17 protein-coding genes are annotated in these 18967 nt (G+C 41.8%); 15 read left to right on the top strand and 2 right to left on the bottom strand.

Annotated features, from left to right (window positions below; translation table 11 throughout):
• Window positions 1-24: 24 nt before the first annotated feature.
• Entirely contained in the window at window positions 25-591 is a 567-nt protein-coding gene (locus tag EBQ12_RS04655) for a class D sortase (RefSeq protein ID WP_025207002.1), read from the top strand.
• A 34-nt stretch (window positions 592-625) separates the two neighbouring features.
• Here EBQ12_RS04655 and EBQ12_RS04650 read toward each other — a convergent pair whose 3' ends face one another.
• Window positions 626-1528, bottom strand: coding sequence for an RluA family pseudouridine synthase (locus tag EBQ12_RS04650; RefSeq protein ID WP_125589181.1), 903 nt, complete (start codon window positions 1526-1528; stop codon window positions 626-628).
• Between the two features lie 108 nt (window positions 1529-1636).
• Here EBQ12_RS04650 and EBQ12_RS04645 point away from each other — a divergent pair, with 108 nt between their 5' ends.
• The 3 genes from EBQ12_RS04645 (at window position 1637) to EBQ12_RS04635 (ending at window position 4504) form a co-directional block, all read left to right on the top strand.
• Complete coding sequence (locus EBQ12_RS04645) at window positions 1637-1978, top strand: DUF5365 family protein (protein WP_035392580.1); 342 nt, start codon at window positions 1637-1639, stop codon at window positions 1976-1978.
• A 307-nt stretch (window positions 1979-2285) separates the two neighbouring features.
• Window positions 2286-2951, top strand: a complete 666-nt coding sequence (locus EBQ12_RS04640) for an HAD family hydrolase (protein WP_125589179.1) — start codon at window positions 2286-2288, stop codon at window positions 2949-2951.
• A 14-nt stretch (window positions 2952-2965) separates the two neighbouring features.
• Window positions 2966-4504, top strand: a complete 1539-nt coding sequence (locus tag EBQ12_RS04635) for a bifunctional GNAT family N-acetyltransferase/carbon-nitrogen hydrolase family protein (RefSeq protein ID WP_007497061.1) — start codon at window positions 2966-2968, stop codon at window positions 4502-4504.
• A gap of 45 nt (window positions 4505-4549) precedes the next feature.
• On the opposite strand, the gene EBQ12_RS04630 is transcribed toward EBQ12_RS04635, so the two are convergent.
• The gene (locus tag EBQ12_RS04630; protein ID WP_007497062.1) at window positions 4550-4966 is read right to left on the bottom strand and encodes a hypothetical protein; all 417 of its coding nucleotides are present in this window, start codon (window positions 4964-4966) and stop codon (window positions 4550-4552) included.
• Window positions 4967-5132: 166 nt separating this feature from the next.
• On the opposite strand from EBQ12_RS04630, the gene EBQ12_RS04625 reads away from it, so the two are divergent.
• From EBQ12_RS04625 to EBQ12_RS04575, 11 genes are all read left to right on the top strand, one after another.
• Window positions 5133-5549, top strand: coding sequence for a VOC family protein (locus EBQ12_RS04625; RefSeq protein ID WP_008349030.1), 417 nt, complete (start codon window positions 5133-5135; stop codon window positions 5547-5549).
• A gap of 83 nt (window positions 5550-5632) precedes the next feature.
• Window positions 5633-6550, top strand: a complete 918-nt coding sequence (locus tag EBQ12_RS04620; protein ID WP_125589177.1) for an AEC family transporter — start codon at window positions 5633-5635, stop codon at window positions 6548-6550.
• A 28-nt stretch (window positions 6551-6578) separates the two neighbouring features.
• Window positions 6579-8171 (top strand): PucR family transcriptional regulator, encoded by a 1593-nt coding sequence (locus EBQ12_RS04615; protein ID WP_125589175.1) that lies wholly within the window; start codon window positions 6579-6581, stop codon window positions 8169-8171.
• 236 nt (window positions 8172-8407) lie between these two features.
• Window positions 8408-9745 carry an aspartate aminotransferase family protein gene (locus EBQ12_RS04610; protein WP_125589173.1) on the top strand — a complete coding sequence of 446 codons (1338 nt, stop codon included), beginning with the start codon at window positions 8408-8410 and terminating at the stop codon, window positions 9743-9745.
• Between the two features lie 359 nt (window positions 9746-10104).
• On the top strand, window positions 10105-10662 hold the full coding sequence (locus EBQ12_RS04605; protein WP_017360356.1) for a glycerol-3-phosphate responsive antiterminator: 558 nt from the start codon (window positions 10105-10107) through the stop codon (window positions 10660-10662).
• Between the two features lie 216 nt (window positions 10663-10878).
• Window positions 10879-11694 (top strand): MIP/aquaporin family protein, encoded by an 816-nt coding sequence (locus EBQ12_RS04600; RefSeq protein WP_008349011.1) that lies wholly within the window; start codon window positions 10879-10881, stop codon window positions 11692-11694.
• A gap of 15 nt (window positions 11695-11709) precedes the next feature.
• On the top strand, window positions 11710-13206 hold the full coding sequence (glpK, locus tag EBQ12_RS04595) for a glycerol kinase GlpK (protein WP_007497075.1): 1497 nt from the start codon (window positions 11710-11712) through the stop codon (window positions 13204-13206).
• Between the two features lie 139 nt (window positions 13207-13345).
• Window positions 13346-15007: a glycerol-3-phosphate dehydrogenase gene (gene glpD / locus EBQ12_RS04590; protein WP_017360355.1), complete on the top strand. Its 1662-nt coding sequence runs from the start codon at window positions 13346-13348 to the stop codon at window positions 15005-15007.
• Between the two features lie 144 nt (window positions 15008-15151).
• Window positions 15152-16897 carry a phospho-sugar mutase gene (locus EBQ12_RS04585; RefSeq protein WP_024719954.1) on the top strand — a complete coding sequence of 582 codons (1746 nt, stop codon included), beginning with the start codon at window positions 15152-15154 and terminating at the stop codon, window positions 16895-16897.
• A 151-nt stretch (window positions 16898-17048) separates the two neighbouring features.
• Window positions 17049-18194, top strand: coding sequence for a GAF domain-containing sensor histidine kinase (locus EBQ12_RS04580; RefSeq protein ID WP_125589171.1), 1146 nt, complete (start codon window positions 17049-17051; stop codon window positions 18192-18194).
• Window positions 18191-18841 carry a response regulator gene (locus EBQ12_RS04575; RefSeq protein WP_125589170.1) on the top strand — a complete coding sequence of 217 codons (651 nt, stop codon included), beginning with the start codon at window positions 18191-18193 and terminating at the stop codon, window positions 18839-18841. The genes EBQ12_RS04580 and EBQ12_RS04575 overlap by 4 nt, the downstream gene beginning before the upstream one ends.
• Window positions 18842-18967: the final 126 nt, after the last annotated feature.

The following is an 18967-nucleotide window of genomic DNA, read 5'->3' as shown; positions in this document are numbered from 1 at the left end:
CAGCAAAGACAAAGGAGTTAACGCATGAAAAAATGGCTTGCAGTGATTGTTATGTCAGCGGGGATTGTGGTGCTTGGCTGGGGAATTTGGCAAATCGCTTCTACTCACTTACAAACAGCACATTCGTTAGAGGAAGCAAAGAAGGTCGTAGAAACTGATCAAGGGATGACAAAGGAAAAATTTTCACCTGAAATGGGGAAAGCCTCTGGCATTCTGACCATTCCGAAATTAAAAGCCGATTTGCCGATTGTTGAAGGGACAGATGCGGACGACCTTGCCAAAGGCGTCGGTCATTATAAAGGCAGTTATTATCCTGATCAAAATGGACAAATCGTTTTGTCGGGACACAGGGATACGGTCTTCCGCCGGACTGGTGAACTGGATATTGGGGATCAGCTGAAAATCACTGTACCGTATGGTGAGTTTGTTTATGAAATTACGCATACGAAAATTGTGGATCAGCATGATACATCCATTATTACCTTACAAAATAAAAAAGAAGAGCTTGTGTTAACCACATGCTATCCATTTCATTTTGTCGGCAACGCACCAGAGCGGTACATTATTTATGCGAAAAGAGCATCTGTCTAACGTCAAAAGAGCCTGTATGATCAGGCTCTTTTTTCTACATATTGTCAATTAATTCAGCCATATCAGGTGGGAGCGGTGCTTCTATCGTCAGCTTTTCACCTGTGAATGGATGGTTCATGTCTACTTGTTTGGCATGAAGGGCGCATCTGTGTATCAGGTCACGCTTCCCGCCATATAATGTATCGCCAGCTAAAGGATGCCCGAGACTGCTAAGATGGACCCGAATTTGATGCGTTCTGCCTGTTTCTAATCGCAGCTTAACGGCCGTCATCTGTAAACGTTTATTGAGATGGAAGACCTCATAATGAGTCTTGGCGCTTTGACCAGTAGGAGAAACCCTCCTTCTGACGGCATGGTGTTTATCACGTCCAATGGCTGCTTGGATCGTTCCTTTCTTTTTCTTAAACAGTCCTTGTGCGATGGCAAGATACGTTCTGTTAATTGCTTTTTTTGAAAGCATTTGATCGAGTACAGCATGTGCCAACCTGTGTTTGGCAAAAATGACGGTGCCACTTGTGTCTTGATCCAGCCTATGTATATGTCTGACCCGCTTTTCTTCTCCATTTGCTTGAAAATGGAAAGCGACTAGGTTCGCCAGCGTACCTGTTTGTCCTTTTTCATTTGGATGCGTCGGCCTTCCAGCAGGCTTTTGGACAATTAATAAATGCTCGTCTTCAAAGAGTACCTCTAATTCACCGTATTCTGGCGTTACATCACTTTCTTCCGTCTCAAATAAATCAATGAGAATCTGATCACCTGTACTCACTTTTGCAGCATGGTGTGCAGGTTTTTGATTGAGACGGACTTTTTGGTGCTCCATCCAAAAATGGATAATCGGTTTAGAGGCAGACACTTCCTCTTTTAAAAATTGACTTAAGGAAATGCCATTTTGCTGCTCACCTACTTTTAGGGAGAGCGTGTGTCCTTTTATGATCATGATATTCGTCCTCTCTTTGGGTATATATAGGAAACACTTACCTTAGCGAATGCCTTTTTTTCTGTGCTATTCTGAATGGAGTAATAACGACAGAGAGGTAGATGCCACGTGAGATTAATGAAAGCTGCGACAGACCTTCAAGAGCAGGCAATTGAAGAAGTATCAAAGGAAATCGAAGATCTTTTATCCCATTCTGTCAATGGAGAAGAGCAGGAAAAACAATCCCCGCTTACATTCATTGATGGTGTGTATAACGGGACAATGGATGATGCTTTTCGTATCTTATCAGGTCTTCAGCTATTACATACCATTATTTTAAAGCCGAAGCGACATATCACAAAACGAGATCGTGAGTTATTTGAACTCAACCGTGAACAAGTTAATGCGTGCGGCTTTTCTTTCCCGTTTGATTTAGATGATTTTGCAGGCCGTCACCTTCAAAATGCGTAAAAGTTGGTGTGAACTTCCTTGTTAACTTACAAGGTCGTCGCACATACTATTTTTAAGGGAACGGAGAAACCTTCAAGATCTGTAATACCAATTCCGCTCTTTTTCAACAATGTCTATTCTCCACGAATCGGAGCGCTTGGATCTCTTGCAGAAAGAATCGAACATGACAGGAGCCTGACAAAACGATGCAGGCTCCTTTTATACATAATCATTTTAGCAGACATTCATCTTTGAAAGTCAATTTTATTCACGATATGATAGCAGTATGGAAGATATTTCAGACTTTCGGAAAAAAGGAGTGGCCTCTTTGGTAAAGGCGATTATATTTGATTTTGATGGATTAATTTTAGATACAGAAACACATGAATATGAGGTTCTGCAGGAAATGTTTGCGGAGCATGAATCGGAGCTGCCTCTATCTGTATGGGGAAATGTGATTGGAACGCAGGCAGGTTTTAAGCCTTTTGAATATTTGGAAGAGCAGTTAGGGAAGACATTAGATCATGAGGCACTCACAGAAGACCGGCGTTCACGTTTTCAAAAGAGAATGAAGGACGAAGCAGCAAGACCTGGTGTAGAAGCTTATTTAGAAGCGGCAAAGGAGCTTGGAATTAAGATTGGACTTGCTTCCAGCTCAGATTATAAATGGGTGTCTGATCACCTGAAACAAATTCGACTTTTCGATTACTTTGAATGTATCCGCACGTCAGACGATGTGGAAGAAGTGAAGCCTCACCCAGAACTTTATTTGCAAACCGCACAATGCTTAGGCGTTGAGCCAAAGGATTGCGTGGCATTTGAAGACTCTGTGAATGGGTCAATCGCTGCCAAACGAGCGGGTATGAAATGTGTCATCGTGCCAAATAAAGTGACGAGCACACTGCAGTTTGAAGAATATGACGCGAGATTAGAATCCATGGCTGAAATCGAATTGCTCCAGCTATTCCATCAGCTTGAAAAAGAGGATCAGTAAGGGGGCAATACATCATGGCAGAAAAACTAGATTTAACGCGATTTGAAAAAAGAATGGTGATTCGAAATATTAGAGAAGAAGATATCGACCGAATCATTGCATTGCAAGAGGTATGCTTTCCAGGCATGGACCCTTGGAAAAAAGAGCACCTTGAAAGCCACCTTGAACATTTCCCAGAAGGCCAGTTCTGTGCGGAATTCGAGGGAGAAATTATTGGCTCATGTTCAAGTTTATTAATTAACTTTGATGAATACGATGATCGTCACACATGGCAGGACATCACAGATGATGGATATATCACAAACCATAATCCAGATGGGATGAATATGTACGGAATTGAAGTAATGGTCAGTCCTGAGTACCGCCGGATGAAAATCGGTCATCGTTTATATGAAGCAAGAAAAGACTTAGCGAGAAGATTAAATTTAAAAAGCATCATTATTGGCGGACGTATCCCGAATTATCATAAATATCAAGAGGAAATGACGCCTCGCCAATATGTAGAGCAAGTTATGCTGCACCAAATTTATGATCCTGTGCTATCTTTTCAGCTGTTAAATGAATTTAGCCTGATGCGGATCAATCCGAATTACTTGCCGGATGATAAAGCTTCCAGCACGTACGCAACGCTAATGGAATGGAACAATGTCGATTATCGCCCGCAATCGAAAAGATATTATAAATCGGCGTTCCCAGTACGTATTTGTGTCATTCAATATGCAATGAAGCAAATTCATTCCTTTGAAGAGTTTATGAATCAAGTGGAGTATTACGTGGATGTGGCATCAGATGCGTCAGCTGACTTTGCCGTTTTCCCGGAAATCTTTACAACGCAGCTTATGTCATATTTAGAAGAGAGATCACCAAGTCTAGCAGTGCAGCGGATCACAGAATATACTGAGGACTACATCAATTTGTTTACAGATCTCTCGGTCAAGTACAACATTAATATCATTGGTGGTTCTCATTTCGTTGAAGAGGAAGGGAAAATCTATAATATCGCCTATTTATTTAGACGTGATGGAACGATTGAAAAGCAATATAAGCTGCATATCACGCCGAATGAAAGAAAATGGTGGGGGATTTCAGCTGGTGACCAAGTCCGGGTATTTGATACGGACTGCGGTAAAATTGCGATCCAAATTTGCTACGATATTGAATTCCCTGAGCTTGCTCGAATTGCAGCTGACAAAGGAGCGAAAATTATTTTCACTCCATTCTGTACAGAAGACCGTCAAGGCTATTTACGAGTGCGTTACTGTGCGCAGGCGAGAGCGGTTGAAAATCAGATATATACGGTCATTTCTGGAACAGTCGGAAACCTTCCGCAAACAGAAAACATGGATGTCCAATATGCACAATCAGCCATCTTTGCACCATCTGATTTTGAATTCGCAAGAGATGGCATTGTAGGGGAATGCAACCCGAATATTGAAATGGTGGTTGTCGGTGATGTCGACTTAGAAATATTAAGAAGGCAGCGTCAAGATGGGACGGTTCGTCAGCTGAAAGACCGAAGAAGAGACGTGTACCATATTGAATATAAGAAATAATCAAAACAAGCGCCCCGCAGTTATGCGAGGCGCTTTTCTGTATGTTTACATTTTCTTTAATGCCACTGTAGCAAAATGGGCAATGCTTTTGGCAGCTAAAAATGGAACGTCTGATTTAACAAGAGATTGATAAATCGTTTTTTCTACTTGTTTCCATGTAAGATCAGACTCTTCTAAAAGATTTTTTAAATCAGGTCCTACATGCTGGTTGAAAAACTGTTCAAATTGTTCACGTTTTTCTTGTCCGGCAATCACTTCTAATTTTTGTAGCCACTTTTCTTGTTTTTGGAAAGATTGTTCGATGTTTTGTTTAATGGTGTCTGTTGTTGAAGGAAGCTGAAAATCACTTTCTGCTGTCACCTGCTTCGTTTGAATAGATGCAGCATCAGCTGTCTGTGTAATAGGTGAAGCGAATAAAAGGACAGTGGTGGAGAGCATCAAAGATTTTGCGATTGTTTTCATTAAGAAAACCTCCTAGTTCATTTAGTATTGTGCACGAGATTTATTATACATTTTTGTTAAAATAAGGTAATGAGACTTACCGCTTATTTTTTCATGCGACAAAGGGATGCCAAATGAAAAGACGAATATACTGAATGGAAATGATGTTTTACAAAGGGAGAGGGATATGGGGCGACAATCTAAACATCTGTATATCAATTTGCCGGTTAAGCATGTAAATGAGTCAAAGGCTTTCTTTGAACAGCTGGGGTTTGACTTTCAACAAGAACTGACGAATGAACATGCTGCTTGTTTTGTGATGAATGAGACGATCACAGTCATGCTGTTATCACTTAAGCATTTCCAATCCATTTCAGAGAAGGAATTGGTAGATGCCAGAAATGGCGCAGAGGTCATTATCTCTTTACAGGTCGAGACGAGGGAAGAGGTTGATGAGCTTGTGGAGCGTGCGATTGCAGCTGGTGGTTCACCGTTTAAAGAAAAACAAGACCATGATTTCATGTATGGCTGGAGCTTTCAGGATCGTGATGGTCATTTATGGGAAGTGTTTTATATGGATGAGGAGAGAAGCGACCTTTCATAAGGAAGCTTCTTTTTTATTGATGATCAGTGGTATGATAAGAGGGTAAAAAAGAAGGAATTCATCTAGAGAAAAGTAGGTGCTACATGGAGTTTTTACTTGTCTTAATGCCAGTGTTCGGCATATTCCTTATAGGGTATATTGGGCAGAAGACAATTGGTTTTGATATACATACGCTCTCATCAATGTCTTTATATTTAATGTCACCATTTCTTGCGTTTGAAACCTTTTATCAAAATAAAGTATCGATGGACTATGTGTACTTATCAATATTTGTCGTAGGGCTTTGTCTTTCACTTGTTTTATGTGTCTTCATTTTATCTCGAATTTACGGGTATTCGAATGAAACGTATTGTGCCATGATTTTGTCATCAGCATTTATGAATAATGGAAATTATGGCACGCCTGTTGTCCTTCTTGTTTTTGGAGCAGCTGGTTTAGATATTGCGATTGTGCTAATGGTCCTTCAGCAGCTCGTCATGAGTACGATCGGCATGTATTATGCAGCAAAAGGTGGAGAGGACGCGGGAGACTTGAAGGTCGTTCTAAAAAAAGTGCTGCGTATGCCTGTTGCTTACGGGGCTCTTCTTGGTCTATTATTTCAGCTCATTGACCTTTCATTACCTAAAGAGCTTATGACAGGTGTTCAGCTGGTCGGGGATGCAGCGATACCGACGATTATGCTGATTTTAGGTATGCAGCTCGCAGTGATTTCTTTTAAACAAGTGGATTATCGTAATATTTCCTATGCGGTGCTGCTGAAGCTGTTTATCTCACCACTCATCGCATTCGGCTTTACGCTTATTTTACCGGTAGATGATTTGGTGAAACAAATTATGATTTTAGTTGCAGCGATGCCGACTGCGGCGAATACCACGCTGATGGCTGTGCAATTTCGAACGAAACCTGAGTTTGTCTCAAGCACGACGTTTCTCAGTACGATTTTCAGTATTGTGACTTTACCTGTTTTATTATGGATTTTATCCATGCACCCTCTGGGATAGGGGACGGCAAACAAAGGGGGACTTATGAATGAATGTAGATGTTCATTTTCAAGTAAGTGATGTGTTAAAAACGAAGCATTTTACGCATGCGAAAGTGTTAGCTGGGGAAAAGGGATTGTTTCGGCAGGTAAAATGGGTACATGTACTTGAAGTGCCTGCTGTAGAGGATTTGTTAAACGGAGGCGAGCTGATCTTAACGACGGCCGCAGGCTTCCATGATCAATTGGAAGTCTTTCAGGCGTTTTTAAGACAGTTGATTGACTCAGGTGCGGCTGGATTATGTATTGAGTTTGTACCGCTCCGGTTTGATGTACCGGAAGAACTGATTATTTATGCAGAAGAACGTGATTTTCCGCTAATTCTGTTTACAAAAGAAGTGAAGTTCGTCAATATTACACAGCATCTCCATACGATGATGATTGAACGTCAGTATCAGATGATGGCAGATTTAGAAGCCTTGTCGTCAAAGTTGAATGAGCTTTTACTAACTCCTCATCCGCAGATGGATATTTTGGATCAAGTGTATCAGCATGTGAGAGGGATACTACTGCTGATCCCTGTTCAAGGTGAGCCGATTATTTTATGTGATTCTTCCAAACAAACAGAAGAGCTGGTGATGAATTATTTGCAATATGCTTCATTACCAAAAGGATATGAAGTGACGCAAAAACAAGTCCTTGCACTCAAACAAACCTTTGCAGACCTCGTCCTCATTCATCAATCGAACACACTCTCGGAATTTGAACTGCTTGTGATGGATAAAGGAGCGAATGCCCTTGCCCAGCAAACTTTAAGAGAGCTGTATACAGAAGAGCTGAAGAAGACAAAAGAGAATGAATGGCTGCAAAAATGGTTTCATGAAGATCATACAGAAAGAGAGATCATAGAACACCTTGAGGAGACAGAAGGGCTGAAAAAACCGACCGGCTGTGTGGTGATGCTCTTTCAAAAAAACCACCAAATAGAAGAAATCGCAGGGAATCTTTATTTTCTTGTCTCTTGCCGTTCTATTTTTCAGCGTGCTGGTTTCTATTTGATTGTGTACGAGCATCAAGGACAAACCTTATTTATTTTATTGAATACAAGAAAAGTTGAGGACTGGAAAGAGCGTGCAGAAAAAGCGGCAAACGACATCACGCAATTATATGACCGTGAGAAGCCCGGCGAGGCAGTCATCAATTATGGAATCGGTTCATATTGTGAGCAATTTCAGCACATGAGAAAAAGTTTTCAAGCAGCGAAAGAAGTGCTGCATTTAAAGAAAGTGATGCCGCAACGGATAAAAAGCCCATTTTATCAAGATTTACATATGCTTCGATTGATGCCTGTCATGAAAGAAAGCGGGTTATTAGAATGCATGGTGAAAGAGTATTTGGAGCCGGTGATTTTATATGATAAACAAAATAGCGGCAGGCTCTATCAGACGCTGAATATCTTTTTACAGACAAACGGTTCTAAAAAAGAAACCGCAAGCCAGCTCTATATTGTGAGGCAGACGCTTTATCACAGATTGGATAAGCTTCATGCTTTACTTGGTGAGGATATGATGCAAGCGCCAAAACGTCAAGCGCTTGAATTTGCGATCATTGCTTATGAATTTTTACAGGGAAATCGCCATTAACGGTATATGTTAGATTTGCCAAGGGATCAAGTAGAGTGTCTCATCGTTCTTTTCAATCAGTTGACGATCTGTCTAATGTAATGTGTCTGGCCCCTTTTTTATAATGAGAGTAACGACACGGGCGGTCTTGTTTTCATATGCCTCACTTTTTATCCATATAATGAATGGAGAGGTCATATGCAGGACCGGTTTAAGTTTCTTTGATGATGAAAACGGATACATGGGGGCGTGGGAAGATGAAAACACATAACGCACAAGATCTTCAAGCGAAAGATGATCAGTACATTTGGCATCATATGAAAGGGACAAACAAAGAAAATGAAAGTATGGTGATTCATGAGGCAGAAGGCGCATGGGTGACAGATATTCATGGAAATCGCTATTTAGACGGAATGTCAGGACTATGGTGTGTAAATGCCGGATATGGACGTAAAGAGCTTGCAGAAGCGGCGTATAAGCAATTAAATACGATGCCTTACTACCCACTGACACAAAGCCATGTGCCAGCGATTCAGCTGGCTGAGAAGCTCAATGAATGGCTAGACGGGGACTATGTGATCTTCTTTTCTAACAGTGGTTCTGAAGCGAATGAAGCGGCATTTAAGATTGCCAAACAATATCATGCGCAAAAGGGAGAGAGTACACGAACAAAATTCATTTCCCGATATCGATCGTATCACGGCAATACAGCAGCAGCTCTTGCCGCAACGGGTCAAGCGCAGCGTAAGTACAAATATGAACCGTTAGGACAGGGGTTTATCCATGTCGCACCGCCTGATATGTACCGGCACCCTGAAGATCAAGAGAGCTTGGCAAGTGCTGATGCAATCGATCAAGCAATGACGTGGGAATTAAGTGAGACCATTGCTGGCGTCATCATGGAGCCGATGATTACAGGAGGCGGTATCTTAATGCCGCCAAAAGGGTATTTGAAGAAGGTCAAAGATATCTGTGAAGCCCATGGAGCGCTTCTCATTGTAGATGAAGTCATATGCGGCTTTGGCCGGACAGGAAAGCGGTTTGGATTTATGCATGAGGAAGTGAAACCAGATATCATCACCATGGCAAAAGGGATCACAAGTGGATATTTACCGCTATCTGCAACGTGCGTGAAACGAGACATTTATGAAGCGTATGCAGGAGAAGATACGTATGACAGGCTACGGCATGTGAATACATTTGGCGGTCACCCTGCTTCCTGTGCGGTGGCACTTGCTAATCTAGAGATCATGGAAAACGAGCAATTAGTGGAGCGGTCAGGCACGCTTGGCCAAGACATGCTCGAACGTTTGCAAGAGTTAAAAGAGCATCCATTTGTCGGTGATGTGAGAGGAAAAGGCCTGCTGTTTGGAATTGAGCTTGTGCAGGATCAGGCGTCAAAAAAGCCAGCTGATCCAAGTGTAGTCGGTCAATTGATTGCAGAATGTAAAAAGCGAGGATTGATCATCGGGAAAAATGGCGATACAGTGGCTGGCTATAATAACGTGGCACAGCTCGCCCCACCGCTAAATATCACTGATGAAGACGCCTCATTCATTATTCATACTTTAAAAGAAAGCATGGCACAATTATAGCAGAGATTTCTCTGCTTCAGATTGTTGACAAAGGGCTAAAATATTATTTATTTTAGCCCTTTGTCTTCTTTTCAGCGTGATAGAAAACCTTTGCAGCCCTAGGAAGGACGAGTACTGGCGCGGAGCGAATTTGGCATTCGTGAGCACCAGCACGCAGGACTGACAAAGAATGCGAGGGTTTGCCTACACGCTGTAGCAGAGAGGTTTCTCTGCTTTTTTCTATGTCCAGAAAGGATCAGGTTTTAATTGATCTGCTAGGCTGAATGGTCAATGGGCACACTAGGTGTATTGAAAAAAACATGCGATTCTATTACTGTAAGGAGAAGATAGAACCAATACACATTAGAAGGAGACGGCATATGAGTTTTCATGATCAACCCATTCTACCTGCTGTTCGCAATATGAAGCAATTTGAGGAATTTTTAAAAAGTCCATTTACATATGGGGTCTTACTAGATGTTCACTTAGGGCGGCTTAAGGGCATCATGAATGAGGCGAATGCACATCATAAAAAAATGTTTGTCCATGTCGATCTCATTCACGGAATCAAACATGATGAGTACGGAACGGAATTTATTTGTCAGGAAATGAAACCAGCTGGTATTATTTCTACTAGGTCTTCTGTCATAGTAAAAGCCAAGCAGAAAAAGGTATATGCCATCCAGCGAATGTTTTTACTTGATACAAGTGCGATGGAAAAAAGCATGGAGTTTGTCGGAAAACATCGTCCAGATTTTATTGAAGTATTGCCGGGTGTCGTGCCAGATTTAATTACAGAAGTGCGCGAAAGAGCTGGAATACCAATATTTGCAGGAGGATTTATCCGAACAAAAGAAGATGTAGAACGGGCGCTTGCAGCAGGGGCGACAGCAGTCACCACATCGAATACAGAGCTTTGGAAAGCATTCCAAAAGTGAAAAAGATAAAATGTGAAAATTGATTGACAACGTTTTCATCCTCTGATACTATAGCACTAAGTTAATATCATGTGATGGAGAAACGGAGATCCACAACGACACTTTACTAGGTGACAAATGACCCTGATGTAAAGTATGTTTGTTGTGGATCTTTTTTTCTGTATCTTTTCTACACATTTATAGGGGATGGCAACTGAACCAGAGGAGGAATTTTTCATGACACCATTTTGGGGTGAAGTCGTTGGTACAATGCTTCTGATTATTTTTGGAGGCGGTGTGTGTGCGGCAGTCAGTTTAAAGAAATCGCTCGCTTATCAGTCCGGTTGGATTGTAATCGCTTTCGGATGGGGATTTGCAGTAGCGATTGCAGCTTATGCCACTGGAGGAATTAGCGGTGCACATTTAAACCCGGCGCTGACAATAGGTCTTGCATTAGAAGGAAGTTTTCCTTGGGCTGATGTTCCAATGTATATTGTCGGTCAAATGCTTGGCGCATTACTCGGAGCTATTATTGTCTTCTTACATTACTTACCACACTGGAAAGCGACAGACGATCCAGGTGCAAAACTAGGCGTATTCTCAACTGGTCCTGCGATTCCGCATACTTTTGCAAACGTGCTCAGTGAAGTCATTGGTACATTTGTATTGGTGGTAGGAATTTTAGCGATTGGTGCAAATAAATTTGCAGACGGAGTCAATCCGCTGATTGTTGGTTTCTTAATTGTCGCGATTGGTCTTTCATTAGGTGGTACAACTGGTTACGCAATTAACCCTGCACGTGATTTAGGTCCAAGAATCGCACATGCCATTCTGCCGATTCCAGGTAAAGGTCCATCAAATTGGAAATATGCTTGGGTTCCTGTTGTTGGTCCAATTTTGGGCGGTGCATTTGGCGGTGTTTTCTATAATGCAGCCTTTAAAGCGAACGTCACACCAGCCTTTTGGATTGTAAGCGTTATTTTAGTTGTGGTATTGTTAGGACTCTATGTTTCTACGAAAAACCAGACAAATGCTGTCAATGAAAGTATGTAAGGGGAGGAAAACACCATGGCAAAAGAAAAATATATTCTCGCATTAGATCAAGGGACAACAAGCTCAAGAGCGATCTTATTTGATCAAGAAGGTAAAATTGCCCATACAGCTCAGAAGGAATTCAATCAATATTTTCCGAACCCAGGCTGGGTAGAACACAATGCAAATGAAATTTGGAGCTCTGTTCTATCAGTTATTTCAACTGCTTTAATCGAATCAGGAATTGAAGCAGATCAAATCGCCGGTATCGGAATTACGAACCAGCGTGAGACAGCTGTTGTTTGGGATAAACATACAGGCGCACCTGTTTACAATGCAATTGTTTGGCAGTCACGACAAACATCTGGTATTTGTGATGAGCTAAAAGCGCAAGGGCACGATGAAACGTTTAGAAATAAAACGGGTCTACTCATTGATGCTTATTTCTCAGGTACTAAAGTGAAATGGATTTTAGATAATGTCGAAGGTGCTCGTGAGAAAGCAGAAAATGGTGACTTACTGTTTGGCACAATCGATACATGGCTCATTTGGAAAATGACTGGCGGGCAATCACACGTGACAGATTATTCAAATGCATCAAGAACGTTAATGTTCAATATTTACGATCTGAAATGGGATGAAGAACTACTTGATATCTTAGGTGTTCCAGCTTCCATGCTGCCAGACGTCAAACCATCATCACACATTTATGGTGAAACAACAGACTATCACTTCTTTGGTAAAAATATTCCGATTGCAGGAGCGGCGGGAGATCAGCAGTCTGCGTTATTCGGTCAGGCTTGCTTTGAAGAAGGAATGGCGAAGAACACATATGGTACAGGATGTTTCATGTTGATGAATACAGGGGAAAAAGCAATTAAGTCGGATCATGGATTGTTAACGACGATTGCATGGGGCATCGACGGCAAAGTTGAATATGCTTTAGAAGGAAGTATTTTCGTTGCTGGCTCAGCGATCCAGTGGCTGCGTGATGGACTTAGAATGTTTAAAGACTCAAAAGACAGTGAAGCTTATGCTGAGCGTGTTGAGTCAACAGACGGCGTATATGTCGTACCAGCATTCGTTGGTTTAGGCACACCATATTGGGATAGTGATGTCCGAGGTGCAGTATTCGGTTTAACACGCGGTACTTCTAAAGAGCACTTTGTTCGTGCAACGTTAGAATCACTTGCTTATCAAACGAAAGATGTTTTAGATGCGATGGAAAAAGATTCAAACATCTCACTTAAAACATTGCGTGTCGATGGCGGGGCTGTAAAGAATGATTTCTTAATGGGCTTCCAAAGTGATTTGCTCGATGTACCAGTAGAACGTCCAGAAATTAATGAAACGACGGCACTCGGTGCGGCCTATCTTGCGGGAATAGCAGTTGGCTTCTGGAACGACCGTTCAGACATTGCAAAACAATGGAACCTTGACAAGCGCTTTGAACCTAAAATGGAAGAAGACAGCCGTGACTCGTTATACAGCGGGTGGAAAAAGGCTGTAAAAGCAGCTCAAGCTTTCAAATAAACAAAAAGTATGGTATACTTCAAGTAAGTTAATAGAACGGTTGGAGAACTGGAGAGACCGCAAGCACCGAAGTGTAGAAATACGCTTTGGGTGTTTGCGGTCTCTTTTTCTTTACCGTACAACATGGGAGGAACAAGAGATGACTTTTTCTAGCTTAGAAAGAGAACAAATGCTTCAGGACATGACAAAAAAACCATATGATGTGTTTATCATTGGTGGGGGTATTACAGGCGCAGGTACGGCACTTGATGCGGCTTCACGCGGAATGCGTGTCGGTCTTGCGGAAATGCAGGATTTCGCAGCGGGTACGTCTAGCCGCTCAACGAAACTAGTGCACGGTGGACTTCGTTATTTAAAACAATTTGAAGTGAAAATGGTCGCAGAGGTCGGTAAAGAGCGTGCCATCGTATACGAAAACGGTCCTCATGTGACAACGCCAGAATGGATGCTTCTTCCGATGCATAAAGGCGGGACATTCGGTAAGTTTTCAACTTCAATCGGACTTAGAGTATATGACTTTTTAGCTGGCGTTAAGCATAGTGAACGCAGAAGTATGCTAAGTGCAAAAGAGACACTTGCAAAAGAACCACTTGTGAAAAAGGATGGCTTAAAAGGCGGGGGCTACTATGTTGAATACCGTACAGATGATGCACGCCTGACAATTGAAGTCATGAAAGAGGCTGTGAAATTCGGGGCAGAAGCGGTCAACTATGCGAAAGTAAAAGAATTTATTTATGATAAAGGCAAAGTTGTCGGTGTTGTCATTGAAGATGTCACAACACAGAAAACATACGATGTATATGCGAAAAAAATCGTCAATGCGACAGGTCCATGGGTCGATCAGCTAAGAGACAAGGACCACTCAAAAGAAGGGAAACATTTACAACATACAAAAGGAATTCACTTAGTATTTGATCAATCTGTTTTCCCATTAAAACAAGCAATCTATTTTGACACACCTGATAAACGAATGGTCTTTGCGATTCCAAGAGAAGGAAAAACGTACGTGGGAACAACAGATACCGTTTACAAAAAACAGCTGGAACATCCGCGTATGACAAAAGCAGATCGTGATTACGTGATCAAAGCCATTCAATATATGTTCCCAGATCTTAACATTACAGAGAAAGACGTTGAATCTAACTGGGCTGGTCTTCGTCCACTCATTCATGAAGAAGGGAAAGATCCTTCAGAAATTTCTCGTAAAGATGAGGTATGGACATCATCTTCAGGCTTAATCACGATTGCCGGCGGTAAATTAACAGGTTACCGTAAAATGGCTGAACACATTGTGAATCTTGTACGTGATGGACTGAAAGAGGAAACTGGAAAAGATTTCGGACCATGTAAAACGAAACATATGCCAATTTCAGGTGGGCATGTAGGCGGTTCGAAAAATATGGCATCCTTTGTTCAAGCGAAAACGGCAGAAGGAGCATCCGTTGGTTTGACAGAACCGATTGCACAAAAATTAGCTGAGAAATATGGCTCAAACGTCAGCAATGTCTTCAAGCGTGTAGAGCAGCTTCAAGGGGAAGCAGACAAACGAAACATTCCCGCATATGTGTTGGCTGAACTTGTCTATGCGATCGAAGAAGAATTGGCTGTAACACCTGTCGATTTCTTCTTGAGAAGAACAGGCAGCCTATTATTTAATATCAATTGGGCAAAAACATATGCACAGCCTGTTGTTGACTATATGGCAGATCGTTTTGGCTGGGATGAAGCGACAAAACAGAAACATCAAACTGAATTAGACCGATTATTCCATGAAGCAGTCGTACCGCTTGATGCTGAATAAGTAAAAAGCCGATCGTGTATCGGCTTTTTTTATTTTGTTCATCGTTTTTTCATATGTTCATGATATAACATGACATGAAGGATAATTCCATATAAAATAACAGTAGATGTTATTTTATTGATGATAAGAGCTGGGAGGACGACCATGAGTTGGAATACGAATTATGAGCGTTGGATCAATGAGAAGCACCTGGATACTGAACTAAGGGAATGGCTGGAGGCACATCAAGATGATCATCAAGCGCTTGAAGACTGCTTCTACAAAAACCTTGAGTTTGGTACTGGAGGAATGCGCGGAGAAATTGGTGCTGGAACGAACCGAATGAATGTTTATACTGTTCGAAAAGCATCTGCTGGTCTTGCTGCGTATATTGCAGCACATGGAGAGGATGCAAAAAAAAGAGGCGTCGCCATTGCCTATGATTCACGCCATAAATCTCCTGAATTTGCGATGGAAGCGGCCAAAACACTGGCTTCACATGGCATTCAAACATACGTATTTGACGAACTGCGTCCGACACCAGAACTCTCTTTTGCAGTTCGAGAACTGAATGCCTTTGCAGGGATTGTTGTGACAGCAAGTCACAATCCGCCAGAATATAATGGCTATAAAGTTTATGGAGAAGATGGAGGCCAAATGCCCCCATTTGAAGCAGATCAAGTCATTAAAGAAGTAGATGCCATCGAAAATGAATTAGCCATTTCAGTGGAATCAGAAGAAGTATTGAAGCAAAATGGTTTGATCCGCATGATTGGTGAAGAAATCGATCAAGCGTATATGGAAAAATTAAAAACGATTCGTGTGCACCCTGAGCTTGCAAAAGAAGTCGATGTCAAAGTGGTGTTTACCCCGCTTCACGGGACGGCGAATAAACCTGTCCGAAACGGACTTCAGGCCTTTGGTTATAAGCATGTGACGGTTGTACCTGAACAGGAAAAACCAGATCCGCAATTCTCGACGGTCACTTCTCCAAATCCAGAGGAGCATGCCGCTTTTGAATACGCCATCAAGCTTGGCGAAAAGCAAAATGCTGATATTTTGATTGCGACAGATCCAGATGCAGATCGATTAGGTATCGCTGTGAAAAATCATGATGGTGAATTTACCGTTTTGACCGGCAACCAAACAGGCGCCTTACTACTTCATTATTTATTATCTGAAAAACAAAAACTAGGTCAGCTGCCGCCTCGCCCTGTTGTGATGAAAACGATTGTGACAAGTGAGCTTGGGCGTGCTGTTGCCTCAGCATTTGGAGCTGACACGATTGATACGCTCACTGGCTTTAAATTTATCGGAGAAAAAATCAAGCAGTTCGAGGAAAGCGGAGAATACACGTTTCAATTTGGCTATGAAGAAAGCTACGGCTATTTGATCGGTGATTTTGCACGAGATAAAGATGCAGTTCAAGCGGCGTTATTAGCAGTTGAAGTCGCAGCCTTTTATAAGAAACAAGGGAAGTCATTATATGATGCGCTTGTTGATATTTTTAAGGAATTTGGATTTTACAGAGAAGGGTTAAAGTCATTAACCTTAAAGGGGAAAGTAGGAGCAGAGCAGATTTCTGCTATTCTTCATACCTTTAGATCAAACCCGCCAGCTTCTATCGCCGGTCAGCGCATTACGGTCATTGAGGATTATCAATCAAGTCAAAGGCACCTTGTGGCTGAAAAGAAAGAAGAAACGATTCATCTGCCGGCATCAAACGTCCTGAAATATTTCCTTGAAGATGGCTCATGGTTTTGTTTACGACCTTCTGGTACGGAGCCTAAAGTCAAATTTTATATTGCAGTCAAAGGCACATCGTTAACAGACAGCGAAGAAAAGCTGAAACACTTATCAGAAGAAGTCATGAAAGTCGTCTATGACATTGTGGAAGAAACAGCTAAATAAAATATCACAAAGCCATCATGTCATGCATGATGGCTTTTTCTCAGTCAAAAGGATGAGAAAAAGCCATCCTTTTTGAGAAAGAGCCGCACAGATGCTCATGGTATAATCAACATATTGATAAGAGAGGTAGTAAAAGCCGGGGGTACACACGATGGGAGATTACCAAGAAAAAGTCAAAACATTAAAAACGTTAAAAGAAATTGCTGAAAAGCTAAATGAAGGGATGGAAATGAAGGAAACGCTTCATGAAGTGCTTCATATGCTTATGGAAGTGACAGGCTTTCAAACAGCATGGATTTATTTTATAGAAGAAGACGGATCGTATGAACTAATGGCAGAAGTATGCTTACCTGAAGCGTTGGCAAAGGATCGAAAGCAATTGATGTGTCAAAACGATTGCTATTGCATCAACCGCTACACGAAAGGCTCACTGCAATCAGCTACCAATATCATCAATTGTAAACGGATTGAAACGGCGATTGAGCAAAAGCTTGGAGATACAGAAGGAATTACCCATCATGCAACCGTTCCGCTCCAAGCATGTAAGCGTACGTTTGGCTTATTAAATGTGGCGGCAAAAGGGAAGGTCACATTTACACAGGAGGAGCTGAATCTGCTTGAAAGTATTGCACTGCAAATTGGTACGGCTATTCAGCGCATGAAACTTGTGCAAAATGAGCAGCAGCATGCACTTTTAGAAGAACGAAACCGGCTTGCGCAGGATTTACACGATTCTGTGAATCAAATGCTGTTTTCCGTGAGTTTGACTGCAAAGGCAGCGCGTCAAATGACAAGTGATCAAAAATTAGGTGAGATGATTGATTTTATTCAGCATTTATCACAAGATGCCCTCATTGAAATGCGATCACTCATCTGGCAGTTAAGACCAAAAGGGCTTGAAAAAGGATTTACAACAGCGATTGAAGAGTATGCACAGCTTTTAGGTCTAAATTGTTCATTGTCTTTATCAGGCTGTATGGAAATAGATCATTCAAAGCACGAGACTTTATTTCGCGTATGCCAAGAAGCTCTAAATAATTGCCAAAAGCATGCGGGCGTTGAGAAAGTAGAGGTCATACTGGAGCAATCAGGAGATACGTTTGGTATGAAAATCATCGATCAGGGAAAGGGATTTCAGTATGATGAACAAATGAGTCTTCCTTCATTTGGGCTGAAAGGGATGGCTGACCGTATCCGAAGAGCAGGAGGTACATTTTGCATCAATTCTGAGCTAGGTAAGGGAACGACGATTGATGTGAAAGTACCATTTTCTCAAGAAAGGAAGGGATTGTCATGAGGGTAGTCATTGCAGATGATCATCACATTGTCAGAAAAGGGCTGGTCTTTTTCTTGCAAACCCAGCCAGATGTGGACATCGTTGGTGAAGCATCCAATGGAGAAGAGGCACTACAGGTAGTGAGGCAGACAAAGCCTGACATTGTCTTGATGGATCTCTCTATGCCTGTAATGAATGGGATTGAGGCGACAAAGCAAATGACGCTGGATATGCCGGATGTCCGCATTGTCATTCTGACAAGCTATGCAGATAAGGACTATGTGATTCCTGCTATCCAGGCGGGAGCAAGGGCTTATCAGCTCAAAGATGTAGCACCTGAAAAGCTTCTCAAGACAATGATTGAGGTGCAAAATGGTACGTACCAGCTAGATGGTCATATTACAGCGTTTCTTGTACAGCATCTAACTGAACCTAAAGAGCAGAAATGGGCATTGATGAACGAACTGACCAATAGAGAACGTGATGTCTTATTTGAAATCGCAAAAGGGAAAAGTAACAAAGAAATCGCCTCATCGCTTTTTATTTCTGAAAAGACTGTGAAAACTCACGTGTCTCATGTGTTATCAAAGTTAGAGCTGGCAGATCGAACTCAGGCCGCTCTCTATGCGGTAGATTATCAAAAAAATCAGCCGAAAGAGCTGTTGTAAACAGTCATGGTGGACATTTCAAAAGACTTCATGAGTATTTCTCATGAAGTCTTTTCTTCTTTATGAAAGGCGGTTAGTAAAAGGGTGAAAACAAAGAGCTAAAATAAAGTTCATTCTAGCCCTATG

Source organism: Bacillus sp. 2B09, from assembly GCF_003946835.1.
Lineage (GTDB): Bacteria > Bacillota > Bacilli > Bacillales > Bacillaceae > Bacillus > Bacillus altitudinis.
Note: the sequence above shows the minus strand (reverse complement) of the source record. Positions and strands in the feature narration are given on the sequence as shown.

Bases quoted from the DNA above. Each gene is read 5' to 3' on its own strand.
- EBQ12_RS04615 (WP_125589175.1), top strand. From the start codon at position 6,579: ATGAATGTAGATGTTCATTTTCAAGTAAGTGATGTGTTAAAAACGAAG.
- glpD (WP_017360355.1), top strand. From the start codon at position 13,346: ATGACTTTTTCTAGCTTAGAAAGAGAACAAATGCTTCAGGACATGACA.
- EBQ12_RS04605 (WP_017360356.1), top strand. From the start codon at position 10,105: ATGAGTTTTCATGATCAACCCATTCTACCTGCTGTTCGCAATATGAAG.
- EBQ12_RS04650 (WP_125589181.1), bottom strand. From the start codon at position 1,528: ATGATCATAAAAGGACACACGCTCTCCCTAAAAGTAGGTGAGCAGCAA.
- EBQ12_RS04580 (WP_125589171.1), top strand. From the start codon at position 17,049: ATGGGAGATTACCAAGAAAAAGTCAAAACATTAAAAACGTTAAAAGAA.
- EBQ12_RS04655 (WP_025207002.1), top strand. From the start codon at position 25: ATGAAAAAATGGCTTGCAGTGATTGTTATGTCAGCGGGGATTGTGGTG.
- EBQ12_RS04610 (WP_125589173.1), top strand. From the start codon at position 8,408: ATGAAAACACATAACGCACAAGATCTTCAAGCGAAAGATGATCAGTAC.
- EBQ12_RS04625 (WP_008349030.1), top strand. From the start codon at position 5,133: ATGGGGCGACAATCTAAACATCTGTATATCAATTTGCCGGTTAAGCAT.
- EBQ12_RS04630 (WP_007497062.1), bottom strand. From the start codon at position 4,966: ATGAAAACAATCGCAAAATCTTTGATGCTCTCCACCACTGTCCTTTTA.
- EBQ12_RS04600 (WP_008349011.1), top strand. From the start codon at position 10,879: ATGACACCATTTTGGGGTGAAGTCGTTGGTACAATGCTTCTGATTATT.
- EBQ12_RS04620 (WP_125589177.1), top strand. From the start codon at position 5,633: ATGGAGTTTTTACTTGTCTTAATGCCAGTGTTCGGCATATTCCTTATA.
- EBQ12_RS04635 (WP_007497061.1), top strand. From the start codon at position 2,966: ATGGCAGAAAAACTAGATTTAACGCGATTTGAAAAAAGAATGGTGATT.
- glpK (WP_007497075.1), top strand. From the start codon at position 11,710: ATGGCAAAAGAAAAATATATTCTCGCATTAGATCAAGGGACAACAAGC.
- EBQ12_RS04585 (WP_024719954.1), top strand. From the start codon at position 15,152: ATGAGTTGGAATACGAATTATGAGCGTTGGATCAATGAGAAGCACCTG.
- EBQ12_RS04575 (WP_125589170.1), top strand. From the start codon at position 18,191: ATGAGGGTAGTCATTGCAGATGATCATCACATTGTCAGAAAAGGGCTG.